The organism is Evansella sp. AB-P1, from assembly GCF_029688925.1.
Lineage (GTDB): Bacteria > Bacillota > Bacilli > Bacillales > Salisediminibacteriaceae > Evansella.
On sequence record NZ_JARUKY010000001.1, the window covers coordinates 14,439 to 35,633 of the forward strand.

Here is a 21,195-nt window from a genome sequence, read left to right on the forward strand (position 1 = left end):
TAGTAAGAAAAGCCTCTCAAAAGGAGTAATATCCTTTTGAGAGACTTTTTATTATTCCTCTTCCAATTGAAGCTCTTCCCATTCCTCAAGCCAAGTTTCTATATTTTTCTTTGATGCTTCAATGGACTCGTTTAATTGTAACGATTTTTCGTGGTCTTGATATACGTCAGGATCACATAATTCTTCTTCCCAACCACTAATATTTTCTTCTTCCTTTTCGATCTTTAATTCCAGTTCCTCAATTTGGCGCTGTCGTTGCCGTTCTTGTCTCTTCAGTTCTTTTTCCCGTTCATAATCACGCTTGGCTTGCTTTTCAGGTTCTGCAGCTTCTTTATTGCCATCCTTAGCGGCAGCTTTCTCTCTTTCAAGCTGCTTCCATTCTTCCTGTTCAAGTTTTTTAGCTAGATAGTAATCATAGTCTCCTAAGTAGTTTTTCATCTGCGTAGGAGATAGCTCTACAATACGGGTAGCCATACGATTTACAAAATAACGATCGTGAGAAACAAATAATAGAGTCCCAGGAAAATGGATTAAAGCTGACTCAAGTACTTCTTTACTATCTATATCGAGATGGTTCGTAGGTTCGTCTAAAATTAATAAATTTGCTTTTTTCATCATAAGCTTTGCAAGGGCAAGACGAGCTTTTTCCCCACCACTTAGGTCTGCTACAATTTTTAATACGTCATCCCCACTAAATAGAAAGTTTCCAAGAATCGTTCGAATATCCTTTTCTAACGTTTGTGGATAATCGTCCCAGAGTTCTTGAAGGACTGTTTTATTTGAAGTAAGCTCTGTTTGCTCTTGGTCATAATAACCGATAGAAACATTGCTTCCATATTTAATAGTACCTTCTAAAGGTTGTAGCTTCTTGGATATAGCTTTAATTAATGTAGATTTTCCAATTCCATTAGGACCAATGAGTGCAACACTTTCTCCTCGATTGAGATGAAGATTAATATTTTCAAAAAGCTTTTCATCGTCATATCCTACGGAGAGGTTGTCCACTGTCAGTACGTCATTTCCACTTTGTTTTTCCGTTTGAAAGCTAAAGTTTGCAGAATGGTCGTCATCCATAGGACGGTTCATTACTGTCATTCTTTCAAGCTGTTTTCTTCTACTTTTTGCCCGATTTGTCGTAGAAGCCCGTGCAATATTTCGTTGAACAAAATCTTCTAACTTTTTGATTTCACCTTGCTGTTTCTCAAATCGCTTTAGTTCAATTTCAAGTTGCTTTCCTTTTTCATCCAAATATTTCGAGTAATTTCCTGTGAATTTTTTCGTCTGGTTAAAAGAAAGCTCGTACACATGATTTACGATTCGATCCAAAAAGTAACGATCGTGGGAGACCACAAGAATGGCGCCACTATATCCGGATAAATAACCTTCTAACCATGTAAGTGTTTCAATATCTAAGTGGTTAGTAGGTTCATCTAAAATGAGTAAATCAGGCTTTGATAAGAGTAATTTTCCTAGGGCAAGTCGAGTTTTTTGACCACCACTTAAGGAGTTGATTTTTGTGGTGTAATCAAATTGAGAAAAATTTAGACCAGATAAAATGCTCCGAATATCAGCTTCGTATTGATATCCACCTTGATCTTTAAAATCCTGCTGCAGCTGATCATACTCCTCCATAACCTTATCAATATTATCAATAAGAGGATCACTCATTTTTTCCTCTAATTCACGTAAATCCTTTTCCATAGCCTTTAAATGGTGAAAAACAGTATTCATTTCGTCCCAAATGGAACGTTCTGATATAAGTCCACTATCCTGGGCTAAATAACCCATGGAGACTCCTTTAGGAATAATGAGATCACCAGAATCATAGGAAAGCTCACCTGCAATGATTTTTAATAAGGTAGACTTCCCTGCACCGTTACGACCAACTAGAGCAATTCGATCACGGGATTGTACCTCGAGTTTTACATTTGATAGTATCATCTCGGCCCCAAAGGATTTTGACAACTGTACACATTGTAATAAAATCATTTCGTTCATCCTCACCGTCTTATCCATACGTTTCACAAAGTAAGTTTACATGAAGGTAACCTCTTGTAGCAACTTAAAACATGAAAAAGGTTTGTGCAGATTGTGAATGAATAGTGTACAATAGAGGAGTAAAGGAGGTTGGCACGATGGATACGTTTACACACTTTAATGAACAGGGTCGTGCTAAAATGGTTGATATTAGCAATAAGGCCGAAACTGTTCGTACAGCAATTGCGAAAAGCAGTATCCAAGTAAATAAAGAAATTTACGACAACATTCGAGAAGGAACAATGAAGAAGGGTGATGTCCTATCTGTGGCACAAGTAGCAGGGGTAATGGCTGCAAAAAATACATCACAATGGATTCCTATGTGTCATCCTTTGTCATTATCTGGCGTAAATATTTTATTTAACTGGGATTTAAGTCATTCAAATTATACTTTACATATAGAGGTTAATGTGAAAACAAAGGGAAGTACTGGAGTAGAAATGGAAGCATTAACAGCTGCAACTGCAACGGCGTTAACTGTTTATGATATGTGTAAGGCTGTTGATAAAGGGATGGTCATTGGTGAAACTTATCTAGTCGAAAAAACTGGTGGGAAAAATGGCGATTTCAAAAGAGATAACAAGTAATTGATGGGATTTAACTGTGTGAGAAAGGCTTTTCTAAATATAAAAAATGCAATGGTAGGAGGGAATACTAATTATGGACGTGGATCAAGCAAAAATACCGCAAGCAACAGCTAAGAGATTACCATTATATTATCGATTTTTAGAAAGCTTACAAGCTTCAGGTAAACACCGAGTTTCATCCTCGGAGTTAAGTGATGCCGTAAAAGTTGATTCAGCTACGATACGTAGGGATTTTTCTTATTTCGGTGCCTTAGGAAAAAAAGGATATGGATACAATGTAAACTATTTATTAACTTTTTTCCGTAAGACATTGGATCAAGATGAAATCACAAAGGTCATTCTTGTAGGTGTAGGTAATTTAGGTACAGCATTTTTAAACTATAACTTTACAAAGAGTAATAGTACGAGAATTGAGATGGCGTTTGATGTGGATAAAGATAAGGTAGGGGAGGAAATTGGAAGCGTTCCCATTTATCATTTAGACCAACTTCCGGACAAGGTTGGAGATGACGTAGAGGTGGCGATTCTTACTGTTCCTGCACATGCTGCCCAAGTGATTGCAGATCAGCTAGTTGCTTCAGGAATTAAAGGAATTTTAAACTTCACACCAGCTAGATTGTCAGTACCAGAAAACGTTCGCATTCATCACATAGACTTATCAGTTGAATTACAGTCTCTTATTTATTTTTTAAGGCATTATCCAATTTAATCTTTTATAATCTTTCTCAAAATTTAAAAGAGGTTATCTCTACACGGTTTTTGCTGTTTGGAGATAGCCTCTTTTCTGTGTAAAGTTTGTAAGCGTTCTATCATTCACAGGATTCTAATATCATGATATAGTAGAAGTATTATTTCGAGAGTCGAAAAGAGTGGGTGAAGCAATTGAGTAAAGTTCCACATAAATGGCTAGTTGTTATTACAGTCCTTCTAGGTACATTTACGATTATTTTAAATAACAGTATGTTAAATCCTTCTATACCCCATTTAATGAATGTATTTGAAGCAGATGCTGTCTCAACAGGATGGGTAATTACAATCTTTATGGTTACGATGGGTATTACCATGCCTGTGACTGGCTACTTAGGTGATAAATTTGGGAAAAAGCAGTTATACATGGCTGGTATAAGTATTTTCGTTATTGGCTCTATATTGGGGGCACTTTCTTGGGATTTGTCGTCATTAATTTTCTTTAGAGGGCTACAAGGCATTGGTGGTGGCATGATGATGCCAACATCTATGGCACTTATTTTTGAAGTGTTTCCTCGTAAGGAACGGGGATTAGCTACAGGGATTTACGGAATTGCAGCGATGCTAGCGCCAACCATCGGACCAACATTAGGTGGTTTTATTATTGAAATGGGATCTTGGCAATGGCTTTTTCTATGTAATATTCCAACCGGTGTCATTGGTTTAATTTTTGCTTATTTTTACTTAAAACAAACAGCGAAGGTGAAAGGAATTACCTTCGATTTATCAGGATTTATTACGGTCACTTTAGGAGTGGGGGCAATATTGCTGGCACTTGGAAGAGTTTCTGAATTAGCTCATTTACAAGATGTGGTGAATATTTCATTGTTAGTATTTGGATTTATTGCTCTCATTATATTTGTTCGTATCGAAAATCGTAAAGAGCAGCCACTACTAGATTTATCTATATTTAGAATACCAGCATATGGTTATAGTATTTGGATATCTAGTATAAGCTCTATTAGCTTATTTGGGGGAATATTTTTAATCCCATTACTCATTCAACATGTTTACGGATATGGAGCCATTCTTACAGGATTAATCTTTTTGCCTGCAGCTTTAATAACGGGAATTTTTATGAGTATTGGTGGGAGAATGCTCGATCGTCATGGACCAGCATTTGTAGTAACCTCAGGCTTAACGGTTGTTACAATTGGAAATGCATTTTTAGGATTTTTAACGATGGAAACAGCTCTATGGGTTATCTTTCTCCTAAATGCTGTTCGAGGACTAGGTATGGGTTTAAGTACTATGCCTGCAACTACCGCAGGAATGAACTCTATTCCTGGGAATATGATTTCAAGAGGATCCGCCATGAATAATGTATTTCGACAGATGAGTTCGGCTCTAGGTATCGTGTTTATTTCCGTTTATTTTGAAGTAAGAAGAGCACAAATTGTAGCTGGAAATGGATTGGGCATAGAAGAAGCAAGTTTACAAGCGGTTAATGAGGGTTTTATTGCGATTGCTATATTGACGCTATTAACTATTCCAGCTGGGGTTTTGCTAGGGAAAGTATACAAGAAACAATCGAAAGGTGACGGTGCTCCTCAAAAAACAGGGGCATAAAGAATAAAAGAGGTTGGTTGACGCTAGATAACGTCTCCCAACCTTTTTTACATAATGGTTATTCGTTTTTCTTATTTTTTTCCTTTCCTGCCTTGCCAAAATAGCGAAAGGATATCATATAGTCAATGGTGGCAACACCGATAATTAAAAGTGTAATGATGCTCCATTCTCCAATCCTATTATGATAACTAATAGCAAAAAACACAAAAATCGTTGCTAGAATAAAGTAAAAGTAACCGTTAGCTTTGGCTGATCCCATTTAAAATAATCCTCCAATAATAGTTTGCATATTTTCCATCTGCTCCAAGATTCTTTCAATATCCTCTCCGAACACAACTTGGACGAGCATAACAAATGAATTAATTCCTACATGAGCCATAATTGGAACAATAATTCGTTTTGTTTTTACATATAGATAGGCAAATACGATACCAGGGAGCATGTATACAATTAAATGCTGAAAATCAAAGTGCACTAGAGCAAATATAAATCCACTTGATAAGGCGGCTATCCAAAAACCGAAACGTTTATATAAGCTTCCGAAGATAACCATCCGAAAAACAATCTCTTCCATAATTGGGACTAAAATAGAAACAACGATTATTACAAATGGAACAGCAGTTGCCCAAGCAACAATATCCTGTGTATTTTCTGATCCAGGTTCAATCCCAAAGAGGTTGATTTGAATAAGGTTGGCTACAATTTGTGCTGCGTAAACCATAAAGAATCCGAGTATACACCATAGAATGGTTTCACCTACACTAGCTTTATTCCGTGAAAACTCCTCATCTGGTTTTGCAGTAAGTGTTAAGTACAAAATAACTAAAAAACCTATAGAAAATGTAATGGCTACTGAAATACCAACTAGTTCATCAAAGGTTCCAGAGAAGCCAAAAGCAATAAGTAGTGCAGCTGTACCAGATGTAGCGAGCTGAATAACAATAAAGCTAATGAGTATAATCCAATATCTTTTTGACAACGTCCTATCTCCTTTATTCTTTATTATAGAAGATTTAAAAAGTTTCCCCTGAAAATACAAATAGTTCAGGAGTGAAATGTAGTGACTCCAGCGACGAGCATATGCTTCACGAATAAACTTAACTTCATGTTGCAAATTTCTACTTTCATGGGGGTCTATCTTATTTAGCAATATATTATATAATGTTTCCTATGATTTAGAAATAAAAGTTCTTTTTAATGAAGAATGGTTTCCATTTGTATATGTATTTTCTATCGTATATACTTTCATTGGCTAGCACTTGTTCTGAAAAATACTTTACCTTATTTAATTGAAATAGTAACTATCGGTAACTATTGTAACATATGATATTTAGGAATACAGAATGACAAGCTTTTTTTTTCTAGCACGTATATTTTCAAATGGTAAAGTCGAAAGTATAATGTATCTATTTTCAGCTAAGAATCAATCTTTTGTGTTGAAGTTTGTACTTTTATGTAAAATTGTAAAAGTTCAAATAAAAATTGGTGTAAAAGGGTTGCAAAAGAAATAGCATTTGATTATTATTATAATTGTGTTAGCACTCAAGTTGATCGAGTGCTAACAACAACAATAATAAAAAATGCGAAACACTTTTATTTTTATAAGTAAAGGTATTCGCAATAAACATTATTAAAGGAGGTTGTTTTCCTTGTTAAAACCATTAGGTGATCGTATTGTCATTGAGTTAGTTGAGCAAGAAGAAAAAACAGCAAGTGGAATCGTTCTTCCTGATTCTGCAAAAGAGAAGCCACAAGAAGGTAAAGTAGTTGCTGTTGGTACTGGACGCGTAACGGAAAGCGGAGAGAAAGTTGCTCTTGAAGTACAAGCTGGAGATTCTGTTATTTTCTCAAAGTACGCAGGTACTGAAGTAAAGTATGAAGGTAATGAATATTTAGTTCTTCGTGAATCAGACGTATTAGCTATTATTGGCTAATAGAAAGTCAACTTTTTAACTTCTTACAATAAAAGACTACATATAAAATAGGAGGTAGATGATAGCATGGCAAAGGACATTAAGTTCAGCGAAGACGCGCGTCGTTCTATGAAACGCGGTGTTGACGCATTAGCTGATGCAGTAAAAGTAACACTTGGACCAAAAGGACGTAACGTTGTTCTTGAGAAGAAGTTCGGTTCACCATTAATTACAAATGATGGTGTAACGATTGCTAAGGAAATTGAGTTAGAAGATAACTTTGAAAATATGGGTGCAAAGCTTGTATCTGAAGTAGCAAGTAAAACAAATGACATTGCTGGGGACGGTACAACAACTGCAACTGTTTTAGCCCAAGCAATGATTTCTGAAGGTTTGAAAAATGTTACATCTGGTGCTAACCCAATGGGTATTCGTAAAGGGATTGAAAAAGCAACTAAAATAGCAGTTGAAGAGCTTCAAAAAATCTCTAACCCAATCGAAAGCAAAGAGTCTATTGCACAAGTTGCTGCTATTTCTTCTGCTGATGATACAGTAGGACAATTAATTGCTGAGGCAATGGAACGTGTAGGAAACGATGGTGTTATCACTGTTGAAGAATCTAAAGGATTTACTACAGAGCTTGAGGTTGTAGAAGGTATGCAATTCGATCGTGGATATGCATCTCCTTATATGGTAACTGATTCTGATAAGATGGAAGCTGTACTAGAAGATCCATACGTTTTAATCACAGACAAAAAGATTGGTAACATTCAAGAAGTTCTACCTGTTCTTGAGCAAGTTGTACAACAAGGTAAGCCAATCTTAATTATTGCTGAGGATGTTGAAGGGGAAGCTCTTGCTACATTAGTGGTGAATAAGCTTCGTGGAACATTCAACGCAGTAGCTGTTAAAGCACCTGGTTTCGGTGACCGCCGTAAATCTATGCTTGAAGACATTGCTACATTAACTGGTGGGGAAGTAATTACAGAGGATCTTGGATTAGACCTTAAATCTGCTAACATTACGCAATTAGGTCGCGCTTCTAAAGTTGTTGTAACAAAAGACAACACAACTATCGTAGAAGGTGCTGGAGATTCTGCTGAAATCGCTAACCGTGTAAACCAAATTAAAGCGCAAATCGAAGAAACATCTTCTGAATTTGATAAAGAAAAGCTTCAAGAACGTCTAGCGAAGCTTGCTGGTGGAGTAGCTGTAGTTAAAGTTGGTGCCGCAACAGAAACTGAGCTTAAAGAACGCAAGCTACGTATTGAAGATGCTCTAAACTCTACTCGTGCAGCAGTAGAAGAAGGTATTGTATCCGGTGGTGGTACAGCACTTGTGAACGTGATCAATGCAGTTAAAGGATTAACTGTTGAAGGTGACGAAGCAACTGGTGTAAATATCGTTGTTCGTGCACTTGAAGAGCCAGTACGTCAAATTGCACATAACGCAGGTCTTGAAGGATCTATCGTTGTTGAAAGATTAAAAGGTGAATCTGTAGGTATTGGTTTCAACGCAGCAACTGGAGAATATGTAAACATGGTTGAAGCTGGAATCGTTGACCCTACAAAAGTTACTCGTTCTGCACTTCAAAATGCAGCATCCGTTGCAGCAATGTTCTTAACGACTGAAGCTGTAATCGCTGATCAGCCGGAAGAAAACGGCGGTGGCGGCATGCCTGACATGGGCGGCATGGGCGGAATGGGTGGAATGGGCGGCATGATGTAATAAGTGCCCCGAATCCCAGATATTTTTAAAAGAGACTTCTCAATGGGTTTTCTAATCCTAAGAGAAGTCTCTTTTTGTCTAACGAAGAATTTTCTGTTGGAACCTTTGAAGGGTATTTGTATCGAACGAAGGACAACGGTGGTAGTTGAAAAACGATTGCAAGGGAAAGTAAATCAGTTATTGACTAATTTTTATTTAAATAAAGGCTTTTGCTAACAAAATGCTAACATAATACAAATTTAAAAGAGGCTTCTCGTCAGTTAATACAACTATTGAGAAGCCTTATTTGTTATAAAGTTATGATTTGATATCCTTCATCAATTAATTGAACTAAACTTGGATGCCCTTAACTTCCCCTAGTGATGAAAAGCCATGTTTTTTTCTACTTCTTCCACTCCAAAAGCACCGGCACAAAATTCATAAACCCCTTCGATGAATCCTAGCTTCTTTACTGCATTGTAATCGGATGGAACTTACTTTCAGGATCTTCGAAGTTTTTTGCCCAAACAGTCACAGCACCATTAAAGATAACTTTTAAGACATGACCTGCTTCATATAGTTCTTGCGAATAGAGCAAGCATGCAACGCCTTGGCACCCTCGTTTTCTGAAGCATGAACAAGAATAGCAATTTTCTTCATAAAAATCTACCTCTTTAAAGATTGATATGTATACTTTATCGTATTCATCCTTTATAAACCGTAAGCCAAATTACAAATGGACTTTTTGGACAGAGGAATTTTTTTAATGGTAGGATAAATTTTTCCTATATCCATAACAGTAAGAACCATAATGATAACTGTCTTCTATAAGGTTATGTTTTAATTATTATTAAGACTATCAAAGTAAGATATATGCTAAGCTATTATAAATTTAAATTGATGCAACCTACTTGTTTATAGCAAATTAATTAAACTAAATGATCTGAACATAACCTCTTATAAATTCTCAATCAATTTTTACCATAACTGAAAACTATTTCAGTCAAAAATTTATCTGCATTTGTTAAGGGTTAGAAATCTTTTAGGTTTACTGGATTAAGGACATACAATAATTAATATTGATTGTTTCAGCTCAAAATATTTATAAATAGGATTTCAACTTCACAAAATCTACAATAATCCAAATTATAATTTAATCACTATGAAAAAGTTATTAAGTATTATTTGTCGTCAACCATAATTATTCGTCGTGAAAGTTGAGAAATACTAATGGAATCAAGTTAACATCGTCAATGATACGGATGTCGATCATCCGATGCATCTTCACGGACATTTCTTTATGTTTTATCACGAAACGGAGAATCTATATCTGGGTCTCCAATAAAAAAAGAAACATTAAACGGAATAAGAGAAGAATCTTATGAGATTGTATTACTGGAGGAAAAAATTGAAATACTTTATTTTAATTCTATTATTTGTTCTCATTAGTTTTGGATTATACAATCAACAAGATTGGCTTATTTATTTTAGGTCTGGTGATTGGGTTACACTTCATGAAATTATGGGGCAAGAATTGTTATTAATTCTATTAATTACATTTATCTTTATGATTATGCAAAATGTATTTTCCCTCATCCCTTTTCTGTTTTTAACGATGTTTAACATTTGGTTATTCGGGTTTCTAAATGGATACTTATGGAGTTTAATGGGAAACTTTTTAGGGTCTGTCTTGGTATTTTATTTAGCAAGGTACGGCTTTCAGGAATGGGGACATCAATACAATCACCTGAAGTTTAAACAACAAATAGAACAGAACGGATTTAAGGTAGTGTTATTTATGCGACTATTCCCGTTTATGCCTGCAAGTATTGTGAATATAGGCAGTGGTTTGAGTAAAATAAAAGCGAAAGATTTCGTATTAGCGACGTTCATTGGTAATACCGTATTTGTACTTTTGCTTTCATTGTTTTCAGTTGGAGTCATAGCGCTAGAATATCAAAATGCAATATATGTACTTCTAACAATTAGTTTGTTAGTGTTTGCTGTTATAAAACTAAGGAAAAAGAGACTTAAGAATCGAATGAAAGTTTAAACGCGAAAAAATTCAGCGATGGAACTGTTACCGTCAGGTAATCTAAATATTTTTTTGATTAACAAAATTATTTCATGAAAGAAACTTCACAAAAACTTCAACAAATCTAGTTACCATATAAGTACTATGTTTATATTAGTAACCCTGTGTTAAGTGTATCTTTCAAAGGATTACGGAGATTCATTCGTACCTTTGATTGAAAATAGGAGTGTTACGGCAGTTTCGTTTGATTATGGAGATTCTATATTAGTGCGATTACGGATTATAGCAAGGTTTAATATCCATAAATATGGATGGAACGGATCAAAGGGAATTTAATATTTCTCCATTAGATAGTGGTGATGTAGAAACTTATGTAAAACAAAACCCCGAAAATGAAAAAGAGTTTAAAACTATGGCTATACGAAGGTTGAAAAGAGATGGAAGGTTTAGTATGAGTGATGATATAATTACTTGTTGATGATGAACAGGAAATGAAGAAGTTGCTTCGATTTTGCCTTACCCCTTATTCATATTTACTATTATTCTTTTAGATATTTTGATGCCGGAAATAGATGGTTCGAGGTGAAAATACAAATAGTACTAGATTTCTAGTAAAAGGAGGAAGCTTATGTTACAGGGGATAAAAAGTAAAAAGGAAATATTACTACGTCATCTGAGTGTAGCTGCATTTTCTTTTCTTCTTGTATATTTATTTTATCAGTCTTATTACACATGGGGGGTTATTCCATCTTTGTGGCCCGATTGGGGAATGGATCATCCATTCTGGCGTGCTTGGGCACATGCTGCGTATGTAATCTTGTTTCTTACTCTAATTCTATCGCCAGCTGCAAAGCTTTGGCATCCGATAAAAAAATTTACCACATGGAGACGGGAATTTGGAATCTGGTTCGCAATACTCTCCTTCGGCCATGGATATGCGATTTGGGATCGTTGGGCGGACTGGGAAGTGGCAAGGTTATTCGGCTTTGAATATATTGAGGAAGTCGGTGGTTATATTCTTTTTCGGCCGGAAGTCGGCATCATGAACATGATGGGCCTTGTAATGGCTCCGATGATTGTTTTACTAGCTGTTACTTCCATTGATAAAGCAGTAAAACTTCTTGGAGTATCTTCTTGGAAATGGTTGCATACCTCATTAATTAATGTCATTTTCTATATTGCAATCCTTCGTGGCGTTCTTTATCTGTTTTATTTTTTTCAATTCTCACCGCCAAACTGGAGAGAGTATCCGTCGATTTGGTTCTTATATGTTTTTCTAGGTATGGCCGTCATCGTTGTATTACTTCAGGCAGCAGCTTTTGTGAAGACAGTACTTCAACAGAAACATGGCAAAGAAAAGAGGGGGGGCCTTCAGGTCGCTTTTGTAATCAGTGTAGCGGTAATGTTTGTTATGCCAATACTGCTTCTTCTAGGTACAGTAGCGTATTTTGACAGTCGTTCCATTAAAGAAGCACCTATGTCTATTGGACAATCATCTACCCAGCCTTATGTATTAATCCAAGAAGAATCTTCATATATTTTGACTTGAGCAAGCGGCGAGGTTGCCTTAAAAAGGGGGGAGGACCCTTTGGAGACAACCTCGGTTTTTATTTTTAATCAACGGTTTATTTCATCCTACCTCGGTTATTTTCACCGTTCATAAGGACAAAAGTGAAGTAAGAAGGCCTACGAAACGTAAGTTTAGGTTTCTGCATATATTCGACCACATATGAAATGAAAAAAGAGGTTGGAATAAAATATCCGATATCTTACGTCGAGGAAAAGACCGGGAGAGTTCCGATAGATTATAAAGGAACTAAATCAAACCACTAGAGAGTGGATTAATTACTAAGGTATCGGCTTTGTGAAAGGATATATCAAATAAATAGAGCAATGGATACAACAACGTAGATTAAGACAACTTCTATGGAAAAGGTGAAATAGAGTCAAAACTCGCTTCAAAAACCTCACGAAACTAAAAATACCTAAGCAGAAAGCTTGGAAATGGGCAAACACCAGGAAATGATATTGGCGTATTTCAAAAAAACAAATCTTACATTAGGCAGTTTCCAATAAAATTTCAGCACATGTGGGACTTCTTAACTTAGAAAACTTGTATCAGAAAGATTATCTAAAACCACTTAACTTATTGAACCGCAGTATACGAACCCGTATGTACGGTGGTGTGGGAGGTCGGGGGCTAATTACCCTCGCCTACTCGATTATAAAAAATCAACATTAAACGCTACCAGAGCCTTTCTAATAGTTACAAACTAAAAATGCCGATATATCACTTTAACACCGTGCTAATAGTGTAAAGTTCAAAATTTGTACATATTTGCTTTATCAAAAATAATACTCTCTATTATATAATTATATTGAAATACAAAACAGGAGGTTATTCATATGAAAAAACTACTTACATTAATGCTTTCAGCTACAATCTTAGTATCACTTGCAGCTTGTGGAAATGATGGGGAAGCAGAAGCAAATACAGCAGAACTAGAAGAAATAACAGTTGATAAGGAAGTAGAAGCTGGTGACAAAGAGTTTACTATTACAGCTACAAACTTTGATTTTACTATAGATGAGGAGTTAGTAGTAAAAAAGGGCGATAACGTTACTATTCATATAGTGAATGAGGAAGGTGTTCACGGTCTTGAAATCCCAGGATTTAATGTTACTGGCGGTCTAGAAGAAACCATACAATTCGAAGCAACAGAAACAGGAACATTTGAAATTCTATGCTCTATTCCTTGTGGGGATGGTCACCATGACATGTCAATCAACTTAGTGGTAGTAGACTAGTTCATTATAGATAAAAAGAGGATGAAATAACTACTATAGTTATCATCCTCTTTTTTCTTTTTCGCTCAGTGAAAGGCGGCCAGCGTACCATCCACGAATGATGATGAAGGTGATTTTATGTGCCTATACGCAGTCCGTTTTTTCTGGCAGAAAGATCGAGTCATTACTCAAAGATAGTATTCGTATGATGTGGTTAGCTCAAGGATATGAGCCGAGTTATCGTACAATTAATCGTTTCCGTGTTCACCCTGAGGTGAAGGAATTATTGCGTCAGTGCTTTGTTCAATTTCGTTGTCAACTTGTAGAGGAAAAAGTTATTGACCAAGAAGCGATTTTTATCGATGGCACGAAGATTGAAGCAAACGCCAATAAGTTTACGTTTGTTTGGCGTAAAGCAGTTGAAAAGTACAGTGCCAATTTAGTAGAGAAGTCCAACCAACTATATGATGAATTATTGGAGAAAGAAATCATTCCAGAAATAGAACGTGAAAGTCTAGAAGAACTATCCACCAAAGAACTCGAGAAAATACTAGAAAAGCTGGAGGAAAAGGTGGAAGAATATGATCAAAAATTAGAAGCGAGTAAAGTTGTGAGTGAACGGAAACAACTTCGTTCGGAGAGGAAAGCACCAAAACAATACCGGAAACAATATAACGGTATGGTAGAGAGAAAACAAAAATACGAAAACGATATGGAAATCTTCGGAGGACGCAACAGTTATTCCAAGACGGACTACGATGCAACGTTTATGCGTATGAAAGATGATTATATGAGGAACGGTCAATTAAAAGCTGGTTATAATGTACAGATAGCTACAGAAGGTCAATACATACTCGCTTATGATATTTTCTCTAATCCCACGGACACACGCACGCTATGGTAGTGAACAAAATTACGAAGACATAATAAATAATAGAGAATGCACGCCACTCATTACATATAACATGTACCGTAAAGAGAAGAAAAAGAAGTATAAAAAATTAACCCATTCCACTCTACGAATTGGGAATATGATGAAGAAAGTGATTCTTTTACATGTCCAAATGAGAAAAAGGTGGCCTTCCGTTACACGTCAAATCGAAGAGACAAAGATGGATTTACGAGAGAGTTTAAAGTTTATGAGTGCGAGGACTGTTCTGGATGCCCATTTCGTTTCCAATGTACCAAAGTAAAAGAAGGGAATAATCGGAAAATACAATATAACGAAGAATGGGAACAACAAAAAGAGTATATTAGACAAATGCTTTCAGAAGAGAAAACGGGTGAAATCTACGGCAAGCGTAAAATTGATGTAGAGCCAGTCTTCGGATTTTTGAAGGCTAATTTGGGTTTCACTCGAATGTCCGTGAGAGGAAAAAAAGAAAGTAAAAAATGAATTAGGGTATGCATTCATGGCGGTGAACTTGAGAAAGTACACCGCTAGAACACTACATTCATCCATAGATAATGGAAATAATCCAACAAAAAAGGGTTCCAATCATCAGTTATTGATGTTTGGAACCCTTTTTCATTATTATTGGCTAGTTATGTCCCAGCCTCATTTATAATCTCTCATAGATTTCTATTTAATGACAAGTGATACTATAATCTAATTTTTCAATTGCTTGCTCGATATGATGGACCCGAATTTTTGAAATATCCAACTCAATAAATACCTTATTCTCTTTTAAACTTACTTCTACTTTGGAAACTCCGTCCGACTTCGAATGCTCCTTCGATTTTAGAAACACAATGTCCATAACTTATGCCATTGTAACTAGGAGTTGGAGAGGGGATACTGTTTATGGTAGCGTATATGTGTCTGGAAGAATAACTTCTAGTCCTAAAAACTATACATTAACCGTAAGTGAATCAAGAATCACTGACGCAAAAATTTGATTTACAACAAAATTTCTCTAGATATTTTACAGTACGAAGGAAGAGGGACGCTTCATTAATATAGTAATTTTCTATAAATATACCACAAATAAAAAAAAAAATTCCAAAGCTAACTCTTTTGGAGTTTTTTTTGTTTCAGAAGTTACGATATTGGCATTCGAATATTTATTAGTGGTGAATCAATCGAATGAGTATAAGAGTGTGACAATGGGTAATTACAAATCGTAAAATAATTGGATGACTTAGCGTAATTGTGATAAAGTAATGATAATTAGTGAGTGGAAGGGGTGATTACATGCCATACATTAGACCGGTTTCGGATTTACGGAACAACTTCGCTGATATTTCAAGAACTGTTCATGAAACAGCAGAACCAGTGTTTTTGACTAAGAATGGATATGGTGACATGGTTGTTATGAGTATTGAAGCTTATGAACGTAAATTGTTTGAAAGTGAGATATATTTTAAGTTAAAAGAAGCTGAATTGGAAGCAAATTCTACTAATAAGCGGTATTCTCATGAAGAAGTATTCTCTGATTTAAAGGAAAGAATCACAAAAAAGGTTAAAGATGATGTATAAGTTACAATACTTGCCTTTGGCATTAAAGGATTTAAGGGGAATTACAGATTATATAACTGATACACTTAAAGCTCCAGAGGCTGCGATGGACTTCTTGAATGCGCTGGATGATTCCATATCCATGCTTCAGCAATTCCCTTATTCTTATAAAATTTACCAGTCGATTCAGCCCTTGGAGAATGAATATAGGCTTTTACCAGTGAAGAATTATGTTGTATTCTATATTGTTAAAGAAGAGGTCGTTGAAATTCACAGAGTTGTTTACGGAAAGATGGATTTGACCAAGTTTATAAAGTGATATTAAAGCAACCTACAAATCAACTAATTAGCAATAACATTCAAAAACGTTTTTGTTTTTCTCTATACTAAAGCTGAAATTCATATTCAAGTTATTAAAAATGAATTCAAAAAGAGGTTGGAAATCGCTTTGTATTCAGTAGTAAAAGAACCCTCTTGGAAATCGATGGCTAGGTGGTCATTTTAAGTCAAGTTGATTAACTTGGATTATGAATTAAGTTTACTAAAATAGTACTGTGCTTAAAGATGCTAACATTTTGCTAGTAAATAGAAAAAACAAACAATTTATGTGAATAAAACTATTGAGGTACAAGAGTTTTATCTACTAACTAGTTAGATTTTTCAGAAAAGTAAAAATATTTTGTTGTAAGCGCTTTATTTTTTTGTTACTATTACTTTACAACGTTGTTACATCAACAAAGTCAACTATGTGCTCCTTACAAAATGTGATGAATATTTTTGAAAGAGGTGATAGTCTAAATACATAAATTCATATTTTAAATTATTAGACATTCATGAAATGATGAGTTAGGTGGGTCTATCCTAAAATCAGGGGGAATATTAATGGCTAAAAAATTCAGAATTTTCTTAACTTTAATTATTTTATCTCTACTATTAGTGGTCGTTGGTTGTTCCGGTAATAACGAAACTACAGGATCGGGCAATAATAATGATAACGATAATAACAATAATGAAGTGAATGATAATAATAACAATAATAACAATAACAATGATGGAGACCTTGAGGAAGTTGAACTTCGTTATATGTGGTGGGGAAGCCAAACTCGTCATGATAGAATTCTAGAATTAATCGACTTATTTGAAGCTGAAAATCCACATATTACAATTAACTATGAATTCTTAAGTTTCGGTGACTTTGGCGAGAGACTTGCAACTCAATCTGCTGCTGGTAACGCGCCAGATATCTTCCACATCGTTGATCGTTGGTTACCGCAATATGCAGGAGCTGGATTATTAGCTGATCTACAGCCGTTCATTGATTCAGGTGCAATCAATACAGATCATGTTGAGCAATCTTCATTAGAACCAGGGTATATTGGTGATCAGTTAGTAGCATTAAACGCTGGAAGTAATGCATTTACTTTAATATTTGACCCTGAAATGTTTGACGAAGCTGGAGTTGATTACCCAGAACCAGGTTATACTTGGGATGAGTACGTTGAAATGGGTGTCCAAGTGCGAGATGCATTAGGTTTACCTTATGCAGTTCAAATGGACGCAACACACGATCGCGAATTTGGTATTAACTTAAGACAACAAGGGTACTGGTTGTACAACGAAGATGCAACTGGCCTTGGCTGGGAAGATGACGATTTATTCCTAGATTATGTTGACTTCTGGATGGATCTTATTGATGAAGGAATTGCACCTCCAGTAGACGTAACTGCTGCTGCAGAAGGCCTTGAAAATGCTTTACTTGTTCGTGAACAAATTCCTATGCAAGTTTTCCACAGTAACCAAATCGTAGCTGTAACTCAAACTGCAAATCGTCCCTTTGAATTAACTATTTTACCATCACATGAAAATGGTGAAACAGGACAATATATTCGTGCATCTATGTTCATAGCAATGAATGCAAACACGGAACACCCTGATGAAGTTGCTCTATTCTTAGACTTTATGACAAATAATAAGGAAGCGCATGAAATCATGCAAGGCGACTTAGGTGTACCGATTTCTGCAGAAATTCGTGAACACTTATACCATGATGCTGAACATACAGTACAACAACAGTTTGACTACATTGAGTTAATTAGTCAATACGCTTCTCAAGCACCACCACCACCACCGGCAATTGGCCAAGAAGTGGATGCCTTCTTTGACGATATTATCGATGAGGTTCGCTACGGAGTGGCAACTCCTGAAGAAGCCCTTGAGAAATATCGTGAAGGTGTAGTTAACATTATTGAAAGAGCAGATGATTAAGGTATAATTTTCAAAAAAAGGTGTTCTCCTTGGGGAGGGCATCTTTTTTGAGGTTGAGGAGAAGTATTAAATAATCATGTTATTCGCTTTTCATGAGTTCAGCGAACTTTTGAGAGGTTTTTTTAAAAAGGTAAGAATTTATAAATTTTTTTCTAACGTTGTCTAGTTCCATGCGCCATCACCTCGTGTCAAATAACCTGTCTGTATAAAAAGTAAAAAGCACTTTTAAACGGCCAGAACATTTGCATTTCGGTGGGAGACAGGATGTCGATATTACGCCGTTGCCTACAGGACGTAGGCTGTACTTAGGTGTAATTGGGGCGCCTTGTGCTTTTCTTAATTCTTGCGCCAAAAATAATAGACATTTTTGGTAATCTAATCAACATCTGTATAAATTAGAAGGTTTATCAACTCCAGTCAAGTTACTATGTAAAGTTTTTCATCATAAAGACGTTAAGACCTTCGTAATGAGTAATCTCATAAGTTTTATACTGTTAATTGAGTTCTTTCTTGGCTAAACTAGAGTTAAAGACTTGAATGATTGGAGTAGCCTTATGGATATTCAAGAACAACTAAATCAAGCTTTAAAAGAGATTGATAGACTAGAGAAAGAAAATTTACAATTAAAAAAGGATCTTTATAAAGCACAAGGTCGCACCACATCTTATCGTCGAACATCTATTACCACAAAAACAGCGACGGATTTTACTCCTAAAGAGAGAGCTGCAATTTTACTATTTATGAACCTTTTCCGGGGAAGAACTGATGTTTTTGCTCAAAGGTGGGAATCAAATACTACAGGTAAATCTGGTTATTCACCTGCATGTGAAAATGAGTGGAATAAAGAGCTTTGTCGAAAGCCTAAAGTCAAATGTCAGGATTGCTCTCATCGATTATTTACTACCTTAACTCCCAAAGTGATTTACGAACATTTAAGTGGCATAAAAACTGTAGGGATTTTTCCGTTACTTGAAGATAATACATGTAATTTTCTGGCTGTGGACTTTGATAAAAAACGATGGCAAGATGATGTACGAGCATTTATTGAAACATGTAAAAATTTAGGATTACCATATCACATCGAACGTTCCCGATCAGGTGAAGGGGCCCATATATGGTTCTTTTTTGAAAAGGCAATAAGTGCATCTTTAGCTAGAAAATTAGGAATGATTCTATTATCGAAAACTAGAGAAAAACGATTTGAAGTTGGTATAGATTCTTTTGATAGAATGTTTCCTAATCAAGATATATTACCTAAAGGTGGTTTTGGTAATTTAATTGCACTTCCATTGCAGAAACAAGCGAAAATGAAAGGCAATAGTGTGTTTGTAAATGATTCATTTGAGGAATTTGAGAATCAATGGCAATATCTATCGTCGATAAAAAAGATAAATGAAAAAAATATTAGACAAATAGTAACAAACTTCTCCGAGGAAGATAGTTCTATGAAGGTAAAAGAAAAAGTTGAGAATTTTAGCTTGCCAAAAGAAGTTACTATCGAATTAAATCAAGGTATTGAAATTCCTAAGATATTATTACCTAGTAAGTTACTAATTGAATTACAAAAACTTGCGACATTTGGAAATCCAGAGTATTTCAAAGCGCAAGCAAAGCGTTTTTCCACTCATCGAATTCCTAGAATGATTGACTGTACACAGAATGATGAAAACATGCTCATTTTACCAAGAGGTCTTATGGAAAAAGTGAAGGAACTCTTCTTAAAATATAAAATACCTCTTAAAATACTAACGAATCAATTTGTAGGGAAGACCATCGATGCTAAATTTCATGGTCAACTAACTATCCAACAAGAGGATGCTGTTACTTCTATAGGTAATTATAACAACGGAGTATTAGCAGCAGATACTGGTTTTGGAAAAACAGTGACGGCTGCAGCTTTAATTAGTAGAAATAAAATCAATACACTCATAATTGTGCATCGAACACAATTAGTGGAACAATGGAAAGAGAGATTATCCACTTTTTTAAATATCCCAGTAAAAGAAATTGGTCAAATTGGTGGTGGGAAAAATAAACCAACCTATAACATAGATATATCTACGATTCAATCACTTAATCATAATGGAGTAATAAAGCCTGAGTTACATCATTACGGGCAAATTATCGTGGATGAATGTCATCATATTTCTGCTGTCAGCTTTGAAAAGGTATTAAAAGCTGTCCGTGCAAAAAAAGTGTATGGTTTAACAGCAACTCCAGTTAGGAAAGATGGGTTGCACCCAATAATATTTATGCAATGTGGACCTATAAGATATAAAACGAATAATAAACAGCAAGCCAATATTCGCCCGTTCAAACAAATTCTTGTTAAAAGAGAAACATTAATGAAAACCGATGAAACTGATATACAAGCTTTATACTCTTTGATATCTACTAATAAAGAACGAAACGAAATGATTTTTAATGATGTTCTACAAGCTCTAGATGAAAGACGTTCTCCTATCGTGTTAACGGAACGTTTAGACCATGTAAATGAATTATATGAGCTTTTTAAGGGGTTTGCTAAAAATATTATTATATTATCAGGAGCTATGAAGAAGAAAGAACGACAACAGGCACTACAAAAATTAATTAAACTACCAGATAGTGAAGAGAGATTGTTAATTGCAACAGGAAAGTATGTTGGAGAAGGATTTGATGATTCTAGATTAGATACACTCTTTCTAACCATGCCGATCTCTTGGAAAGGAACATTACAACAGTATGTAGGACGGCTTCACCGTAATCATAGTGATAAAAGTGAAGTGAAAGTGTTTGATTATGTAGATTCGAACGTTGATGTATTACAGAGAATGTTTGAAAAGCGAATAAAGGGATATAAAAATATTGGTTATAGTTTATATGGTGAAAACAAAGAGAAAAGCCAACAAATTCAATTATTCTAGAAAAACGCTTTATAAATAATTTAACAAAAGGTTCTATGAGAAGAAGTTCGATAGGATTCTAACAGCTAAGCCTGTTCTCAGTGAAGAAATAAATAGAAATGCTAAAAAGCAAGAAAAATCAATTGTTTCTCAAGTACGGGGTCTGACCCCAAGAGCTACAAAGAATAGAAAATTCTAAATAAAT

The 21,195-nt window shown here is 35.3% G+C and carries 16 protein-coding genes and 2 pseudogenes; 14 read left to right on the forward strand and 4 right to left on the reverse strand.

The window, feature by feature from the left end; all coding sequences use genetic code 11:
• Window positions 1-51: 51 nt before the first annotated feature.
• Window positions 52-1,989: an ATP-binding cassette domain-containing protein gene (locus QA612_RS00070; RefSeq protein WP_278281696.1), complete on the reverse strand. Its 1,938-nt coding sequence runs from the start codon at window positions 1,987-1,989 to the stop codon at window positions 52-54.
• A gap of 146 nt (window positions 1,990-2,135) precedes the next feature.
• Between QA612_RS00070 and moaC the strand changes: the two genes are divergently transcribed.
• From moaC to QA612_RS00085, 3 genes are all read left to right on the forward strand, one after another.
• Window positions 2,136-2,624, forward strand: coding sequence for a cyclic pyranopterin monophosphate synthase MoaC (moaC, locus tag QA612_RS00075; protein ID WP_278281697.1), 489 nt, complete (start codon window positions 2,136-2,138; stop codon window positions 2,622-2,624).
• A 73-nt stretch (window positions 2,625-2,697) separates the two neighbouring features.
• Window positions 2,698-3,333 carry a redox-sensing transcriptional repressor Rex gene (locus tag QA612_RS00080; RefSeq protein WP_278281698.1) on the forward strand — a complete coding sequence of 212 codons (636 nt, stop codon included), beginning with the start codon at window positions 2,698-2,700 and terminating at the stop codon, window positions 3,331-3,333.
• Between the two features lie 173 nt (window positions 3,334-3,506).
• Window positions 3,507-4,940: an MDR family MFS transporter gene (locus QA612_RS00085; RefSeq protein ID WP_278281699.1), complete on the forward strand. Its 1,434-nt coding sequence runs from the start codon at window positions 3,507-3,509 to the stop codon at window positions 4,938-4,940.
• A 58-nt stretch (window positions 4,941-4,998) separates the two neighbouring features.
• Here the strand turns inward: QA612_RS00085 and QA612_RS00090 are convergent, their stop codons facing one another.
• Entirely contained in the window at window positions 4,999-5,199 is a 201-nt protein-coding gene (locus QA612_RS00090; protein ID WP_278281700.1) for a DUF4305 domain-containing protein, read from the reverse strand.
• Window positions 5,200-5,919 carry a CPBP family intramembrane glutamic endopeptidase gene (locus QA612_RS00095; RefSeq protein ID WP_278281701.1) on the reverse strand — a complete coding sequence of 240 codons (720 nt, stop codon included), beginning with the start codon at window positions 5,917-5,919 and terminating at the stop codon, window positions 5,200-5,202.
• A 670-nt stretch (window positions 5,920-6,589) separates the two neighbouring features.
• On the opposite strand from QA612_RS00095, the gene groES reads away from it, so the two are divergent.
• Window positions 6,590-6,874: a co-chaperone GroES gene (groES, locus tag QA612_RS00100; RefSeq protein WP_278281702.1), complete on the forward strand. Its 285-nt coding sequence runs from the start codon at window positions 6,590-6,592 to the stop codon at window positions 6,872-6,874.
• A 66-nt stretch (window positions 6,875-6,940) separates the two neighbouring features.
• Complete coding sequence (gene groL, locus QA612_RS00105; protein ID WP_278281703.1) at window positions 6,941-8,581, forward strand: chaperonin GroEL; 1,641 nt, start codon at window positions 6,941-6,943, stop codon at window positions 8,579-8,581.
• Between the two features lie 448 nt (window positions 8,582-9,029).
• Here the strand turns inward: groL and QA612_RS00110 are convergent, their stop codons facing one another.
• Window positions 9,030-9,158, reverse strand: coding sequence for a hypothetical protein (locus tag QA612_RS00110; RefSeq protein ID WP_278281704.1), 129 nt, complete (start codon window positions 9,156-9,158; stop codon window positions 9,030-9,032).
• A gap of 648 nt (window positions 9,159-9,806) precedes the next feature.
• Between QA612_RS00110 and QA612_RS00115 the strand changes: the two are divergent.
• The 9 genes and pseudogenes from QA612_RS00115 to QA612_RS00155 all read left to right on the forward strand — a co-directional run.
• A pseudogene (locus QA612_RS00115) lies at window positions 9,807-9,952 on the forward strand (multicopper oxidase domain-containing protein); the annotation flags it as partial.
• A gap of 16 nt (window positions 9,953-9,968) precedes the next feature.
• Window positions 9,969-10,613, forward strand: coding sequence for a TVP38/TMEM64 family protein (locus QA612_RS00120; RefSeq protein ID WP_278281705.1), 645 nt, complete (start codon window positions 9,969-9,971; stop codon window positions 10,611-10,613).
• Window positions 10,614-11,223: 610 nt separating this feature from the next.
• Window positions 11,224-12,144, forward strand: a complete 921-nt coding sequence (locus QA612_RS00125; RefSeq protein ID WP_278281706.1) for a cytochrome b family protein — start codon at window positions 11,224-11,226, stop codon at window positions 12,142-12,144.
• Between the two features lie 857 nt (window positions 12,145-13,001).
• Window positions 13,002-13,403 carry a cupredoxin domain-containing protein gene (locus QA612_RS00130; RefSeq protein WP_278281707.1) on the forward strand — a complete coding sequence of 134 codons (402 nt, stop codon included), beginning with the start codon at window positions 13,002-13,004 and terminating at the stop codon, window positions 13,401-13,403.
• A 76-nt stretch (window positions 13,404-13,479) separates the two neighbouring features.
• Window positions 13,480-14,950, forward strand: a pseudogene (locus QA612_RS00135) (transposase); the annotation flags it as partial.
• 626 nt (window positions 14,951-15,576) lie between these two features.
• The gene (locus tag QA612_RS00140) at window positions 15,577-15,861 is read left to right on the forward strand and encodes a type II toxin-antitoxin system Phd/YefM family antitoxin (RefSeq protein ID WP_278281708.1); all 285 of its coding nucleotides are present in this window, start codon (window positions 15,577-15,579) and stop codon (window positions 15,859-15,861) included.
• Window positions 15,851-16,159, forward strand: coding sequence for a type II toxin-antitoxin system RelE/ParE family toxin (locus QA612_RS00145; RefSeq protein WP_278281709.1), 309 nt, complete (start codon window positions 15,851-15,853; stop codon window positions 16,157-16,159). The genes QA612_RS00140 and QA612_RS00145 overlap by 11 nt, the downstream gene beginning before the upstream one ends.
• A 563-nt stretch (window positions 16,160-16,722) precedes the next feature.
• Window positions 16,723-18,105: an ABC transporter substrate-binding protein gene (locus QA612_RS00150; protein WP_278281710.1), complete on the forward strand. Its 1,383-nt coding sequence runs from the start codon at window positions 16,723-16,725 to the stop codon at window positions 18,103-18,105.
• A gap of 554 nt (window positions 18,106-18,659) precedes the next feature.
• On the forward strand, window positions 18,660-21,011 hold the full coding sequence (locus tag QA612_RS00155) for a TOTE conflict system archaeo-eukaryotic primase domain-containing protein (protein WP_278281711.1): 2,352 nt from the start codon (window positions 18,660-18,662) through the stop codon (window positions 21,009-21,011).
• Window positions 21,012-21,195: the final 184 nt, after the last annotated feature.

What these genes read in the sequence shown, in the direction of transcription:
- moaC (WP_278281697.1), top strand. Translation starts at nt 2,136, where the DNA reads ATGGATACGTTTACACACTTTAATGAACAGGGTCGTGCTAAAATGGTT.
- QA612_RS00090 (WP_278281700.1), bottom strand. Translation starts at nt 5,199, where the DNA reads ATGGGATCAGCCAAAGCTAACGGTTACTTTTACTTTATTCTAGCAACG.
- QA612_RS00140 (WP_278281708.1), top strand. Translation starts at nt 15,577, where the DNA reads ATGCCATACATTAGACCGGTTTCGGATTTACGGAACAACTTCGCTGAT.
- QA612_RS00080 (WP_278281698.1), top strand. Translation starts at nt 2,698, where the DNA reads ATGGACGTGGATCAAGCAAAAATACCGCAAGCAACAGCTAAGAGATTA.
- QA612_RS00125 (WP_278281706.1), top strand. Translation starts at nt 11,224, where the DNA reads ATGTTACAGGGGATAAAAAGTAAAAAGGAAATATTACTACGTCATCTG.
- QA612_RS00150 (WP_278281710.1), top strand. Translation starts at nt 16,723, where the DNA reads ATGGCTAAAAAATTCAGAATTTTCTTAACTTTAATTATTTTATCTCTA.
- QA612_RS00130 (WP_278281707.1), top strand. Translation starts at nt 13,002, where the DNA reads ATGAAAAAACTACTTACATTAATGCTTTCAGCTACAATCTTAGTATCA.
- groL (WP_278281703.1), top strand. Translation starts at nt 6,941, where the DNA reads ATGGCAAAGGACATTAAGTTCAGCGAAGACGCGCGTCGTTCTATGAAA.
- QA612_RS00145 (WP_278281709.1), top strand. Translation starts at nt 15,851, where the DNA reads ATGATGTATAAGTTACAATACTTGCCTTTGGCATTAAAGGATTTAAGG.
- QA612_RS00155 (WP_278281711.1), top strand. Translation starts at nt 18,660, where the DNA reads ATGGATATTCAAGAACAACTAAATCAAGCTTTAAAAGAGATTGATAGA.
- QA612_RS00070 (WP_278281696.1), bottom strand. Translation starts at nt 1,989, where the DNA reads ATGATTTTATTACAATGTGTACAGTTGTCAAAATCCTTTGGGGCCGAG.